Here is a 13724-nt window from a genome sequence, read left to right as displayed (position 1 = left end):
TCGTGGCTGGAGTCGGCGCACTTTGACACGTATCACACGCCTGTGGCAGGGCTCGGTTCACGGCCGCTCGCCCAGCGCGGTCTCCACCGGTCCGACCAGGGACCGGAGCTCCACCGGGTACGGGTGCCGGAGGACGTGGCACGGCCGGTCACCCAGGTACCGCTGGAGCAGCGACCGCTCGATCTCCCGCGCCTCGTCGATCACCGCGCAGCGGCGCTCGGGGAAGAGGAAGCGGAACTGCCGGTACACCGCGAGCAGGGGGGCTCGCTCCTCCTCGAGGGAGGCGAGCATGTGCGCGGCCACCGCGGCCCCGGTGACGGGCTCGATCGAGACCTCGTCGTGGTCGTGGCTGAGCACGAACAGCACGTGGTCCACCCGGCCGTGCAGGGCGAGCGCATCCGCGCCGAAGATCCGGGCAGGGGGGACCTGGACGTAGGCCTGCCGTCGCAGCACCGGCGCGGTGCGGCGCAGAACCGACGCGGGCAGGCCACCGAGACGCGTGGACAGACCCGCCGCCGACGAGGCCACCGCGGGGAGCGACCGGAGCCGGGCCCTCGTCGTGACCGGGAGGCGCGCGCGCAGCCCGGGCATCTGGTCGATGTGCCAGTTCCAGAGCCGGATGGGTTCCGGCACGCCGTGCATCCCGCCGTCCGGGGTCAGGTACACCCATTCGTCACCGACGTAGCGCGCGCCGCGCGCGGCGAAGGCGAGCAGGGCCTCGGTCTTCCCGCCCTTGCCCCAGCCGGTCGCCAGCACGCCGACGCCCTGGTGGGTGAACGCCGAGGCGTGCAGCGGCAGGACGCCTCGGCGGAGCGCGGTCATGTTGATGACGGCGAGCAGGTGCGGGACGTGCCCGGCGCGCCGCTCGCAGACGATCTCGCAGCGGTCCCCGATGGTGTCCACCGGGAACCGGGTGCGGGCGGCCACGCCGTCCTTGCCGCGGAGGAGGTAGAAGTCGTCCGCCGTGCCGGCGCTCTCCGGCCACGTGGCGTAGGTCATCGGCCGCGGCCCGTCGAGCTCGTCCACGAACCGGATGGTGATCTCCGGCTCGCGCGCCAGGGGGGCGGTGAGCGGGCCGAGCTGGCGGGTGAGGGTCTCCACGTCCTCCGGGCGTGCGTCCACCACCCGGATGCCGACGATGCCGTGGAGGTCGAAGTCGACGTCCGGCCCGGTGACCTCGGTCTCCGCCACGGTCGTGCCTGCTGCTCCGGTCATGGCCTCCTGCTCTCGTTCAGCAGCTGCAGCGCCTGGGCCCAGACGCCCACGCCCCACCCGACGTGCATGGCGAGGAAGGCGGCGGGGACGTACACCCGGGACGCCGGGTCCTCGAGGGTCCGTGCGGTGCCGATGGACGCCGCCGTGAGCCCGGCTGCGTACGGGGCGAGCAGCGCACACCCGAGGAGAGGCCGCCGTGCCGCGACGACGGCCGCCGTCGCCAGGTACGGCACGAGCAGCGGCGGAACCAGGTGGCGGGGGCGCAGCGACGCCGGGTGCAACCGGGCGACGTCGAGCTTGCCCGCGCCGTAGCGCCGGTACTGGCGGTAGAGCGACCGCACCGTCTGCCGGCTCTTCCACGAGATTTTCAGCGCCGGGTCGAAGAGCAGCACCGCCCCGCTGCGGCGGAGCCGGTAGTCGAACTCGAAGTCCTCGTTGGCCACGAGCCGCTCGTCCCAGCCGCCGAGCCGGCGCAGCAGGTCCGTGGGGTAGGCGCCGAACGGGATGTGGTCGACGGTCTGCTCGGTCGTGCCGTAGTGGTACAGCGATCCGCCGACGCCGAACCTGCTGCCGAGAGCCGCCGCGATGGCCCGGCCCGCGGGCGTCGTCCCGAACCCGTCCTTGCGGCCGCCGACACCGCCCCAGCGGCCCTCGCGCAGACGGGCGACCGCGGCGCTGACGTAACCGTCGCCCACCGTGGAATGGGCGTCCATGCGCACCACCCAGCGGCCACGGGCAGCGGCGAGGGCGATGTTGAGGGCGGCCGGGATGATCTGCCGGGGGTTGGGCAGCAGCTCGATACGCGGGTCCTCGGCCCTGTGCCGCTCGACCACCGCGACCGTGCCGTCGGTCGAACCACCGTCGACGACGATGATCTGCAGGGCCGGGTAGTCCTGGCGGCGGAGCGAGGTCAGCGTCGCGTCGATCGACTCCTCCTCGTCGCGGGCCGGCACGATCACGCTGACCAGGTCCGCGCAGCTCCCGGTGGCGGTCATCGCAGCAGCCACCGCAGCACCGGGACCCGGCCCAGCTCGGGGAAGTTCTCCTCCAGCTCGATCGCCCGCCGGCCGACGACGAGGACGACCAGGGAGGCGGCCGTGGCGGCGACCAGACCCACCAGCAGGCCGGGGCGCAACGTCCACTGGAAGACCCACAGGGTCGCCGCGCACGCGACGATCGCGAGATAGCAGCGCAGGCAGCTGCGGTCGATGAAGCCCGTCCTGATCGACGAGCGCAGCGCCCACTGGTTGAGCACGTTCTGCACCACCAGGGCCGCGAGGTTCGCGATCGCCACCGCGACCGCCCCGTACCTCGGCACGAGCAGGATGCTCAGCCCGATGTTCAGCACCGCGACGGACACGTTGACGCCGACCAGGAACCGCAACCGCGCGCACACCTGCAGCGTGTAGGCGTTGAAACCGAGGGCGGTGTTGAAGTAGTAGCCGATCGACAGCAGCGCCAGGACCAGCGCCGATTCGCTGTAGCGGGGGCCGAACAGCAGCAGCGTGAGGTCGTGGGCCAGGGGGCCGGTCAGCGCGAAGACCGGGAAGGTCAGGACCGCCACCAGCGCTCCCGTGTGCCAGTACGCCGCACGCAGGCCGTCGATGTCGCGTCGCTCGAAGAGCCGTGCCGCGAGGGGGAGGAACAGCGGGACGAAGGCGCCGAGCACCGCCGTGTTCAGCCGGGACGGGTTGAACACGGCCCGGTAGGTCGCGACCTCCTCGGCGGACTGGTAGTAGCCGAGGACCAGGACGCCGCCCACGACCAGCGACAGCTGGAGCAGCTCCCCGGTGAGCAGCGGCGTCGAGAAGGAGAAGACCGCCTTGAACGGGACGCGCAGGCGGCGCGGCCGCAGCTTCTCGAGCAGCCCGCGCTCCCGCAGGACCCGCACGAGCACCCCGAGGGACACCACCAGCCCGACGAGGCCGGCGGCCACGTACCCGATCGCGAGGAACTCGACCGATGCCCCGGTGAGGGCGAGCGCCACGACGACGGCCAGGCGCAGCCCGGGCGTGAACAGGTACTTGCGGAAGAAGATGGCGCCCGGGGCGCTGAAGACGGCGAAGATGTTGATGAAGACCTGGTCGAGGGCCTCCAGCGGCGCCAGGAGCAGCAGGATGAGCACGACCTGGACGGTCGCCGGGTCCGCAGTGTTCAGGAGCTGATCGGGGAAGCTGAGGAACAGCCCCAGGCCGACGAGGCTGGTGACGACGATCGTCCCGACCGCGAGCAGCACCGCGCCGAACATGCGGTCGTAGTCCTGGTGCTCCTCGTACTTGGCCATGAACCGGCTGAGCAGCCTGCCCTGCCCGAGGGACAGCAGGGTGCGGCCGGCCGCCGCCAGGGCCAGCGCGTAGGAGAACGCGCCGAAGTCGCTCTGCGTCAGGACCCGCACGATGACGACCTGCGTGGCCGTGGTGAGCAGCAGGGTCACGATCCGGCCGACGACGAGGAGCGCCGACCCGCGGACCTGCGAGCGGCGCATCTGACGGCTGGTCCCCGTGCCGTATCGCGGTGCTGTGGCGGCCTCGGCTTCCGTGCCGTCGGGGATGCCGTCGGGGGAGGGCAGCGGCTCGACCGGTGCCGGGTCGTCGGCCGGGGGCCGTTCCTTGGGCGGGCGGGGCGGCGAGCTCATGCGGGCGAGCTGACCGTGAGCCAGCCGGGGAGGTCGTGGTACCCCCGCGCCGCCAGGAGGCGCGCAGTGGACTGGTTCGACTCCCGGTAGATGTCCTGGATGTGCCGGCGCAGTTCGGGGTCGAAGCTCTCGCTCAGCTCGCCACCGCTGTTGAGGTGCGCGTAGGCGCGGCGCAGGCCCCGTTGCGCCGCCGGTGGCAGGAGGCGCTCGCTGCGTCGTTTCACCGTGCGCGCCGCGGCGGCCAGCAGGGTGCTCCGGGGATGCTGGGTCACCTTCCGCGGCTCGGCGTCGAGCGAGGCGACCACGTCGACGTCGATGCCCAGCCAGGTGCACAACGTCGCGATCACCGCCCGGGGGTCGCGCTTGAGGTCCTCCAGGAAGACGACCCGCAGGTCGTCCCCGAACTCCTCGAACCAGTCGCCGAGGTAGTCGGCGTAGAAGCCGATCCGCAGCCCGTGCAGCCCGTCGCGGGGGACCGGCTGGACCCCCTCGCGGTGGCGCTGCTCGAGGACCCGCAGGTACTCCTCGAACGATCCGATCCGCACGTTGTTGCCCACCGAGCGCTGGAACGTGTAGGCCGACCAGAGCCGGTCCGCGGGGTCGCGGAGGCTGATGATGATCTTCGGTTTGCCCAGCACCGTGCGGATCGCCTCGATGACCGGCCGGCCACCGTAGGAGTACGTGGGCGTCGCCTCGAGCGCGTACCGCTCCCCGCGTGCGTGGGCGAAGTGCCGTGCGTAGGTCTCGATCGGTGGCACCGGTCCGGTGTGGCGCTGCGGGTTGTAGTGGTTGAAGTACCCCGTCTCCTTCAGATCGGAGCCGCACACGTCCGGATGCTGGGCCAGGTACGCGAAGAGGGAACCGGTGCCGGCCTTGGGCACACCGGCGATCACCAGGTCCGCGATGCGGGTCTCACTCATCCCCGTCGGCTCCTCGTCTCGTGCGCGTGACCGCTCCGGCCCGGCAAGGTGCCAGAGGCTAGCGGCTGGAGGGGCAGTTGTGACCGGTCGTCACCGCGCCGCTGTCCGGACGGCCCACGACGGCGCCCGCAGCGGATCCGATCGGAGCCCTTCTGCAGATGCCGTGCGGGAAGGGGGTCAGAACGCCGTCGATCTGGGCTAGCGTCCCGCGGCACCTGACCAGGACCCCCCGGATCCGCAACCGATCCAGGGGATCCGCCGGGCCAACTTCCGGTGAAACCTGCGTGGCGCAGGACGGACACCCACGGGGGGACGCGTTGTCGGTACCCAGCGAGCGGCTCGCTCCGGCGCGACTGGCGCCGACCTCGTCGAGCCGCGGTCGCACGCGCTGGATCGGCAACCCGGCTCCGGCCGCGGGTACGACCGGCCGGGGACCTCGCTGATGTTCAGCGTGGCCCTCATCGGACCGGACGGCGCCGGCAAGAGCACCATCAGCGAGCTGCTCGAGCGGCAGCCGATGCCCGCGCCTGTCAAGCGCATCTACATGGGTGTGAACCTCGAGGCCAGCAGCCTGATGCTGCCCACGACACGGCTGGCCCTCGCGCTGAAGTCCGCACGCGGCCGGCGCTCGGACATGACCGCACCGTCGCAGCAACCCGTGCCGGCGGCCGGCAGCCCGGTCCGGCGCGTGGCGAAGGCAGGCGTGCGGGGCGCCCGGCTGGTGCTGTGGCTGGCCGAGGAATGGTTCCGCCAGATCGTCGCCGAGTACCACCGCAGGCGGGGCTCGATCGTCGTCTTCGACCGGCACTTCTACGCCGACTACTACCACTTCGACGTCGCGACCGAGGGCCGGCGGCCGCTCGCCTCCCGCGTGCACGGTTACCTGCTCGAGCACGCCTACCCGAAACCGGATCTCGTCATCTGCCTCGACGCCCCGGGTGCGGTGCTCTTCGCGCGGAAGCGGGAGGCGAGCCCCGAATGGCTCGAGCAGCGGCGCCGGCAGTACCTCCGGCTCGCGGAGGTCGTCCCGTCGTTCGTGGTGGTCGACGTGGACCGACCGCTGGACCTCGTCGCGCGTGACGTGGCGACGGTGATCACCGAATTCTCCGAGAAGAGGCGCGCGTGAAGATCCTCCTGGCCAGCTCCATCGACCCGGCGGCCATCAAGGTCCTGGAGTCCCACCACGACGTCGTGCGGGCGTTCAACGCGCCCGAGGAGCAGCTGATCGACCTCGTGCGGGACCGCGAGGCCGTGGTGTTCCGGAGCGGGGTCAAGATCTCCGCCGCGGTCCTGGACGCCGCCCCGAACCTCGAGCTCCTGGTCCGGGCCGGCTCCGGCCTGGACAACATCGACATCGAGCACGCCCGGTCGCGCGGGGTGCAGATCGTCCGGGTGCCGGGCTCGTCCGCCCAGCCGGTGGCCGAGCTGACCTTCGGGTTGCTGCTGAGCCTGGTGCGGAAGGTGGCCCTCGCCGACCGCCTGCTCCGTGAGGGGCACTGGCCCAAGGCGCAGCTCGGTGGCCCCCTCCTGGCCGGCAAGACGCTCGGCATCGTCGGGGCGGGACGGATCGGCAGCCGGGTGGGCGAGATGGGGGTCGCCTGGGGGATGCGGGCGATCGGGTGCGTCGACCGGGTCACCCCGGAGGTGGCCGGCGGTCTCGCCGGGCGCGGCATCGTCCTGGCGGACTTCGACACCGTGGTGGCCGAGGCCGACTTCCTCTGCCTGCACCTCCCGCTCGACGAACGCACCCACCACATCGTCGACGCCCGCGTGCTCTCGCGGATGAAGGACGGTTCGTTCCTGGTCAACGTCGCCCGCGGCGGGGTCCTGGACGAGAAGGCGCTCTACACCGAGCTCACGGAAGGCGATCGCGTGCTGGGCGCGGCGCTCGACGTCCACGAGTCGGAGGGCGAGGGGGTGGTGTCGCCGCTGGCGGCCCTGCCCAACGTCGTCCTGACCCCCCACATCGGTGCCATGGCGTGGGACTCCCAGCGGCTCATCGGCGAGCGCGTCGTCGAGTTGCTCGGCGCTCACGAGCGCGGCTGCCTCGACGACCTCCTGATCCCGGACGAGGTGGTCACCGGAACGGCCCGCTGACGCGGCCGCGGCCGCCCCAACCCCGAGCACACGAGCAGAGGAAGGTCAGCATGCGAACGAATCGCGCGGAGAAGAAGCGAGCTGCACTGCGGGAGGGCCTGGAGGCCGAGCGGCCGTTCGTGGCGGTCGGAGCCCACGATGCCATGAGCTCCCAGTTGATCGGGTCCTACGGCTTCGACGCCGTGTGGGTGAGCGGGTTCGCCGTCGCCACGATGGCCCACGCCCTGCCGGACCTCAACCTCACGACCATGACCGAGGCGCTCGAGGCGGCCGTCCGCATCGACGGCGCGACGGATCTGCCGGTCCTCGCCGACTGCGACAACGGCTTCGGTGGGCTGTCCAACGTGGTGCGCACGGTCATCGAGTACGAACGCGCCGGGATCGCCGGGGTCTGCGTCGAGGACAACCTGTTCCCCAAGCGCAACAGCCTCTACAAGGGCGAGTCGAAGAGGGAGCTCGTCCCCGTCGAGGAGCAGGCGCGGCGCATCCGTGCCGGCAAAGCGGCGCAGGAGACCGACTCCTTCGTGTTCGTCGCGCGGGTGGAGGCGCTGATCGCCGGCCACGGGGTGGAGGCGGCGTGCGAACGCGCCGACGCCTACGCCGACGCCGGGGCCGATGCGATCCTCATCCACTCCAAGGACAAGTCGCTGGGAGAGATCGAGGGCTTCCTCGGGAGCTGGGGCGGACTGGGGAAGACCCCGCTGGTCGCCGTGCCGACCCTCTTCCCCGACTACACGGACCAGGAGCTCTACGACAAGGGCTTCTCGATGATCATCCTGGCCAACCACCCCATGCGCGCCGCGGTCGGGGCCATGGAGCAGGTGCTCGACACCCTCCGGAGGGAGCGGAAGGCGTCCGCGGTGGATCCGCACATCGCCCCGGTGGACCACATCTTCGAGCTGGTCGGGACCAAGGAGGCCATCGCGCTCGAGGAGTCCGGGGGTTGATCGCCGGCTCGCGCAGGACGGGCACGACGGTCGCCGGGGGGCCGCCGGCCGTCGTGCTCGGCCTGGACACGATCACCGGGCTGCAGACCGCCCGGATCCTGGCAGCGCGCGGGGTCCCGGTCATCGGGGTGACCAACAGCCTCGAGCACTACGCGTGCCGGACCCGCGCGTGCACGCGGGTGCTGGAGGCGGACCTGCGCAGCGAGGACGTCGTCGACGTCCTCCTCCGCCTGGGGCCCGAGCTCGGTGACCGGGCCGCCCTCATCCCCTGCACGGACCTGGCCGTCCTCCAGATCTCGCGGCACCGGGACCGGCTGGCGCCGTGGTACCACGTCGCGCTCCCCGAGCACGCCGTCGTCGACATGCTCATGGACAAGGTCGGCTTTCTCCGGCACGCGCAGGAGAACGGCCTGCCGATCCCCGGGACGGTGATCATCGACAGCCGGGACGACGCCGAGCGCGCCGCCCGGAGCCTCACCTACCCGGTGGCCCTCAAGCCGCCCCTGAAGTCGGCGGTCTGGCAGTCGCACACCAGCGCCAAGGCCTTCCAGGTGTCGGACGGCCGGGAGCTGCTCGAGGTGTACGACCGCGTGGCCTCCTGGTCGGACCGGTTCATCGCCCAGGAGTGGGTCGACGGCGGGGTCGACGCCCTGTACTCCTGCAACGCCTACTTCGGGGCGGGCTCCCGGCCGCTGGTCACCTTCGTGGCGCGCAAGCTCCGGCAGTGGCCGCCGCACACCGGGACCAGCGCTCTGGGGGAGGAGTGCCGCAACGACGAGGTGCTCCGGGAGACCCTGCGCCTCTTCGCCGGGCTCGACTACCGGGGGCTCGCCTACGTGGAGATGAAGCAGGACGCGCGCACCGGCCGGCACCTCATCATCGAGCCGAACATCGGGCGGCCGACGGGCCGCTCCGCCATCGCCGAGGCCGGTGGGGTGGAGCTGCTCTACACGGCCTACTGCGACATGGTCGGCCTCCCGCTCCCGGCCGCCCGTCAGCAGCGGTACGTCGGGGCCAAGTGGATCGACGACCGCCGGGACGTGCAGTCCGCGCTGTACTTCGCCCGACGAGGCCAGCTCGGCCCGGGTGACTGGTGGCGGTCCGTCCGGGGACCCAAGTGGCACGCCGTCGTGTCCCGCTCCGACCCGCAGCCCTTCGTGCACGACCTGCTGCAGGCCGGCCGGCGGGGGGTCGGGATGCTGCTGGCCCGCGGGCGCCGGACCTGGGCGACTCGCCGCCGGGCGACCGGCCGGGTGCGACGCCCGGGCCCCGGACCGGGATCCCCCCCTGGGCCCGACGGCCCACGAGAGGGCGCGCGGACGGTTCCCGTCCCGCTGTCGCCGACCACGTCCACGGCCGAGCACGCGGGTGCGGCCCGCCCCGCCAGGAGAGAGAGGTAGCCGTGCCCGCCACGACCACGATCCCCGACTTCGCCTACATCGGTACGAGCAAGGCCGGGTCCACCTGGCTCTTCAACGCCCTGGCCGGTCATCCGGACGTGTACCTGGCGTCGGACAAGGGTCTGTACTACTTCGACCAGCACTTCGACGAGGGGCCGCAGTGGTACCTGGACCACTTCCGGTCCGCCGGGGACCAGGCGGCCGTGGGCGAGATCTCGCACTCGTACCTCTCCTCGCCCGCGGCCGGGGCGCGCATCGCCGAGTTCAACCCGGGCATGCGCCTGCTGGTCTGCCTGCGCGAGCCCGTCGACCGGGCGTTCTCCGACTACCTGGACCTGGTGAAGAACGGCCAGTACGACGGCCCCTTCGCCGCCGCGCTGGAGAAGTTCCCGCGGCTGCTCGACCGCGGCAGGTACGCGACGCACCTGCAGCGGTACCTGGACCTGTTCCCGCGCTCGCAGCTGCACGTCAGCCTGTTCGACGACCTGCGCGCGGACCCCCAGGCCTACGCCGACGAGGTCTTCGCCTTCCTGGGCGCCCGGCGTCTCGAGCTGCCGCCGGCCGACCTGAAGAGCAGGATGCCCGCCGGGAGGCCCCGGAGCGCCGCCGTCGCGGCGGCCGCCAAGTCGGCCTCGAAACTGGCCAAGCGGACGGGTCTGCGCCGGTTGCGGTCCCGGGTGAAGCGGTCGATCGTCGTCCGGCAGGCGCTCTACCGGCCCTACAAGGACGACCGGCCCACCGTCGACCCGGCGCTGGCCGCCGAGCTCCGGCAGGGGTTCGCCGACGAGGTGCTCCGGCTGGACTCCGTGCTGGGCAGGCCGGTCTCGGAGCTGTGGGGCTACTCGAGCGCGCCGGCGCCGGCGGCGGACCGGTCGCAGCCGTTCCCGGGCCGGTGAGGGAACTCACCGCCACCGCCGGGCGTTTGACCCCACCTCGGTGATGTCCCGATTCCCGGACCCGGCGAGGGGAGGCCTCGTGGGTACCTGCTCAGGCCGGCGGCGTCGGCACGCGTCGACGTGCGGCGCCGGCATCCTCGTGCTGTCCCTGGTCCTGAACGGGTGCACGGCGGAGCCGCGGCAGCCCCGGCCCGGCGAGCCCGTCGACCGGGGCGAGGCCCCCCTCGTCGAGGGGGACCCCTTCCGCGCCTTCACCTCCGACTCCTGGTGGAACACGCCGGTTCCCGCCGACGCGCCGAGTCATCCGCGAGCGACGGACATCCTGCGGTACATGAGCACCGCCGAGGAGGCTGCCGGTGGCTGCGTGCGGCTGGCCGGGGCGCAGGACAGCCCGTGGGGGCAGCCCGTGTACTGGGCTTCGTCGGACGACCCGAGCTACCAGGTCACCGTCGGCAAGGACGACCCGCCGCCCGAGCTGCAGGACCTGCGCATCCCCGACGGGGCGCTGGCCGCGGACAACAACGACGCATCCATGTCGCTCTTCGACGTCGACCGCGGCTACGTCGTCGCGCTGACCGACGCCGAGTTCGACGCGGACAGCCGGACCTGGCGGGCGAGCGGCGCGACCGTCACCTACCTCGATTCCAACGGCCTGGACGTCCGCACCGGGCAGTCCACCGACGAGCGCAACCGCGGCAGCCACCGGGGCAACAACGCGGCCGTGATGATGGCCCGCTTCGACGAGGTGTCCGCGGGACGTATCGAGCACGTGCTCAAGGTCGCCTCCGGGCCGGACCCCTCGTCCCGGGCGGTCTTCCCCATGGTGGGCAGCGACGGGGACTCCTCCGACCCCGCGGCGCCGCCGCAGGGCCTGCGGTTCCGCATCAAGCCGTCGGTCGACCTGGAGTCCCTCGGCCTCCCGCCGCAGGCCCTGGTCATCGCACGGGCCCTGCAGGAGTACGGCTTCTACATCGGCGATTCCGGAGGGGTCACCGCGCTGAAGCTGGAGGACACCCGCATCCAGGGGCGGGGGGAGCTGTGGGACCTGCCCGCCGACGCGCTCTGCGAGCTACCGCTGAGCCCGAGGTACTGGGACGTGCTCCCGGAGGGGTACTGACCGACGGGATGAGTCGCGATGCCGAACGCCCTCGACCGCCTCGCCGGCCAGCAGGATGAGCCGGTGAGCACACTGCTGAGCAGCGCCGACCGGGCGCGCCACTACGCCCGCCGTCCGCTGGCCCGCACGCCCTACCTCTGGGACGCCGCGATGAAGGTGCGCCCCGAGAAGAGGGCGACCCTGGCGCGGCCGGACACCGCCATCGTCATCGAGGGGTTCCTGCGCTCGGGGAACACCTTCGGCGTGGCCGCCTTCGAGATCGCCAACGGGCCGGAGCCGCACGTCGGCCGGCACCTGCACGGCGCAGCCCACGTGTTGCGGGCGGTGCGCCTCGGCCTGCCGACGATCGTGCTCATCCGGCAGCCGCGGGACGCGGTGCTGTCCTACCTGGTGCGGCGGCCCACGCTCACCCCGTACGACGCCCTGGTCGAGTACCTGGACTTCTACCGGACCGCCTGGCCGGCCCGCGAGGGCTTCGTCGTCGCCCCGTTCGACCGCGTGACCAGCGACTTCGGTTCGGTGCTGGACCAGGTCAACGAGCGCTTCGGCACCTCGTTCCGTCGGTTCGAGGCCACCCCCGAGAACGAGGCGCGTGCCTTCCGGCTCGTCGAGGAGATGAACCGGCTCGAGACCGGGGGCGAGGTGGTCGAGTCGCTCGTCGGGCGGCCCTCGGTGGAGCGGTCGCGCCGCAAGGACGAGCTCCGCGCACTGCTGGAGCGGCCGCGGACCGCGAAGAAGTTGTCGGAGGCCACGGCCCTGTACGAGCGCTACCTCGAGCGGGCGCGCACGGCGTCCTGAGGCACCAATCCGCTGGCCAGCGGGCAGCCGGGCGGCTGCCGGGCGCGCCCAGGTCGCTGCGGAGAGTATCTGTGTTAATACGTACAGTGTAGTTTTCTTGCCAGAATCACTGGCCGAAACTGTGCAACTACGCCTAGTCTCCGTGCGGTAACGATTCGTTATTGACCGTGAGGCTTCCCGTGCTCGATCAGACCCCCTCCCGCGGCCGGCACTCCGCCCGGGTTCCCCCCTCGATCTCCCACCGCGCACCGGCGCGTCGCCGGCTGGGCATCCCGATGTCCGTGGCGCTCACCGCCGTGACGGCGGCCCTGCTGCTGGCCGTCGCAGTCCTCTACGGCGCCCCCGCCGACACCCGGCAGCCGGCTGTGGCCGCCGGTGTCTCGCAGTCACTGGAGGAGGCGGGCAAGTCCTCGTCGTGGAAGGAGCGGCGTGCCGAGCGTGTGAAGGAGCGGCGGGCGCGGATCGAGGCGCGGGCGGCCGCCCGCGCCGAGGCCCGGGCATCGGCGAGCGCCACGCCCAGCCCTGCCGGCCCGGTGGCGGAAGCTGCTCCCGAGCCCGCCGCGCAGGCGCCCGCGCCGGTCGCCCCGGCGCAGCAGGGCAGCACCGCCGCATCGACGGTCCGGCCCGCCGGCCAGTCCGGCCTGCCCTACGGGGCCGGCTCCTTCTTCCGGTCGCGGGTCACCGGTGCGCCGGTGGACGCTGCCCGGACCAGCCAGTTCCGGGCCTTCATGGCGAGCCACCCGGACCAGGCCGGCATCGACTGGCCCAAGATCAACGTCAACCCCGACTGGGCCATGAGCTACCACGTCGGAACGGCGAACGACCCGGTGTGGCGACTGGCCGGCGGCAACACGTCCGACCCGCGCCTGGCCGTGCTGCGGACCCAGGGCTTCCACATGGCCGACTCGGTCGCCGACAGCTTCCCCACCGGCGACCAGGACCGGCCCGGCGTGATGGTCGACACGGTGTTCGGCTACACGGTCCAGTTCGCCGACGCCGTCCCGAACAAGGCCACGCGCACCATCACGGTGTCCAACGCCGGCATCATGTGGCACGGCTCCAACGGTCTGGACGGGCGCAACCCCGCCAGCGACGACGAGCGCAACTTCACCAGCCGCGGTCGCATCCCGGACGCCATGGTCATCCGGCGCGACCAGCTGGACCAGGCGATCGCCAACGGCACCGGGCTGGGGCACGTGCTGCACCTCTTCTTCGTGGAGACCAACACCGCCGACGGCGTCGTCCACCCCATGACCGGGGCAGAGGGTGACAAGGCCGGGTGGGGTGCCGAGGGCGAGCGCATCCGGATCCGCCCGGACCTGGACCTCGAGGCCCGCGGGCTCACCGGTGCGGCGCTCGCCATCGCCCGCACGCTGCAGGAGCACGGCGCCTACATCGGTGACAACAGCGGCTCCAGCACGCAGATCAAGGCGTCGCAGCCGCACCACTACTCCGGGACCAACCTCACCACCGATGCCCTCAAGGGCAAGATCAGCTGGGCCGACTTCGAGGTGATCCCACGAGGCTGGCAGGGCTGATCGCACGACTGTGCGGCCGGGACCGCCGCTCGTCCCTCACGGGACGGGCGGCGGTCCTCCGCGTCCGGGGTCCGGCGCCCCGGTCGAGGCCGCCCGGCTGGCCCGGGTGTCCGTTCCGCGGGCCGTGCGGGTCCCGGTGGCTCACCGCGGCCGGCCGGACG

At 72.4% G+C, this 13724-nt stretch carries 12 protein-coding genes; 8 read left to right on the top strand and 4 right to left on the bottom strand.

The features are described from left to right. Positions 1-57: 57 nt before the first annotated feature. From QOZ88_RS14220 to QOZ88_RS14205, 4 genes are read right to left on the bottom strand one after another with little or no spacing between them, the layout of a single operon-like run. Positions 58-1215 (bottom strand): hypothetical protein, encoded by a 1158-nt coding sequence (locus tag QOZ88_RS14220; RefSeq protein WP_306000397.1) that lies wholly within the window; start codon positions 1213-1215, stop codon positions 58-60. Next, positions 1212-2210: a glycosyltransferase family 2 protein gene (locus QOZ88_RS14215; protein WP_306000396.1), complete on the bottom strand. Its 999-nt coding sequence runs from the start codon at positions 2208-2210 to the stop codon at positions 1212-1214. Before QOZ88_RS14215 ends, QOZ88_RS14220 begins: the two co-directional genes overlap by 4 nt. Beyond that, positions 2207-3850 (bottom strand): oligosaccharide flippase family protein, encoded by a 1644-nt coding sequence (locus QOZ88_RS14210; RefSeq protein ID WP_306000395.1) that lies wholly within the window; start codon positions 3848-3850, stop codon positions 2207-2209. Before QOZ88_RS14210 ends, QOZ88_RS14215 begins: the two co-directional genes overlap by 4 nt. Continuing rightward, a complete protein-coding gene (locus QOZ88_RS14205; RefSeq protein WP_306000394.1) occupies positions 3847-4770 on the bottom strand; it encodes a sulfotransferase family protein in 924 nt (307 codons plus the stop codon). Before QOZ88_RS14205 ends, QOZ88_RS14210 begins: the two co-directional genes overlap by 4 nt. Before the next feature lie 442 nt (positions 4771-5212). On the opposite strand from QOZ88_RS14205, the gene QOZ88_RS14200 reads away from it, so the two are divergent. The 8 genes from QOZ88_RS14200 to QOZ88_RS14165 all read left to right on the top strand — a co-directional run bounded on the left by QOZ88_RS14200 (position 5213) and on the right by QOZ88_RS14165 (position 13563). Further along, entirely contained in the window at positions 5213-5896 is a 684-nt protein-coding gene (locus tag QOZ88_RS14200; RefSeq protein WP_091929206.1) for a nucleoside/nucleotide kinase family protein, read from the top strand. Continuing rightward, positions 5893-6867, top strand: a complete 975-nt coding sequence (locus QOZ88_RS14195) for an NAD(P)-dependent oxidoreductase (protein ID WP_306000393.1) — start codon at positions 5893-5895, stop codon at positions 6865-6867. The genes QOZ88_RS14200 and QOZ88_RS14195 overlap by 4 nt, the downstream gene beginning before the upstream one ends. A gap of 50 nt (positions 6868-6917) precedes the next feature. Further along, positions 6918-7814, top strand: a complete 897-nt coding sequence (locus tag QOZ88_RS14190; protein WP_306000392.1) for an isocitrate lyase/phosphoenolpyruvate mutase family protein — start codon at positions 6918-6920, stop codon at positions 7812-7814. After that, entirely contained in the window at positions 7811-9214 is a 1404-nt protein-coding gene (locus QOZ88_RS14185) for a carboxylate--amine ligase (protein WP_306000391.1), read from the top strand. Before QOZ88_RS14190 ends, QOZ88_RS14185 begins: the two co-directional genes overlap by 4 nt. Before the next feature lie 2 nt (positions 9215-9216). Further along, positions 9217-10110 carry a sulfotransferase domain-containing protein gene (locus QOZ88_RS14180; protein WP_306000390.1) on the top strand — a complete coding sequence of 298 codons (894 nt, stop codon included), beginning with the start codon at positions 9217-9219 and terminating at the stop codon, positions 10108-10110. Between the two features lie 331 nt (positions 10111-10441). Then, positions 10442-11227: a hypothetical protein gene (locus QOZ88_RS14175; protein WP_306000389.1), complete on the top strand. Its 786-nt coding sequence runs from the start codon at positions 10442-10444 to the stop codon at positions 11225-11227. A gap of 63 nt (positions 11228-11290) precedes the next feature. After that, a complete protein-coding gene (locus QOZ88_RS14170; RefSeq protein WP_139206170.1) occupies positions 11291-12025 on the top strand; it encodes a hypothetical protein in 735 nt (244 codons plus the stop codon). A 179-nt stretch (positions 12026-12204) separates the two neighbouring features. Continuing rightward, the gene (locus QOZ88_RS14165; RefSeq protein ID WP_306000388.1) at positions 12205-13563 is read left to right on the top strand and encodes a hypothetical protein; all 1359 of its coding nucleotides are present in this window, start codon (positions 12205-12207) and stop codon (positions 13561-13563) included. Positions 13564-13724 lie beyond the last annotated feature (161 nt).

Origin of the sequence: Blastococcus carthaginiensis (assembly GCF_030731085.1) — a bacterium.
GTDB lineage: Bacteria > Actinomycetota > Actinomycetes > Mycobacteriales > Geodermatophilaceae > Blastococcus > Blastococcus carthaginiensis.
Note: the sequence above shows the minus strand (reverse complement) of the source record. Positions and strands in the feature narration are given on the sequence as shown.

Excerpts from the sequence above, each read along its gene's own strand:
- QOZ88_RS14200 (WP_091929206.1), top strand. The coding sequence starts at position 5,213 with ATGTTCAGCGTGGCCCTCATCGGACCGGACGGCGCCGGCAAGAGCACC.
- QOZ88_RS14210 (WP_306000395.1), bottom strand. The coding sequence starts at position 3,850 with ATGAGCTCGCCGCCCCGCCCGCCCAAGGAACGGCCCCCGGCCGACGAC.
- QOZ88_RS14220 (WP_306000397.1), bottom strand. The coding sequence starts at position 1,215 with ATGACCGGAGCAGCAGGCACGACCGTGGCGGAGACCGAGGTCACCGGG.
- QOZ88_RS14175 (WP_306000389.1), top strand. The coding sequence starts at position 10,442 with ATGAGCACCGCCGAGGAGGCTGCCGGTGGCTGCGTGCGGCTGGCCGGG.
- QOZ88_RS14190 (WP_306000392.1), top strand. The coding sequence starts at position 6,918 with ATGCGAACGAATCGCGCGGAGAAGAAGCGAGCTGCACTGCGGGAGGGC.
- QOZ88_RS14205 (WP_306000394.1), bottom strand. The coding sequence starts at position 4,770 with ATGAGTGAGACCCGCATCGCGGACCTGGTGATCGCCGGTGTGCCCAAG.
- QOZ88_RS14215 (WP_306000396.1), bottom strand. The coding sequence starts at position 2,210 with ATGACCGCCACCGGGAGCTGCGCGGACCTGGTCAGCGTGATCGTGCCG.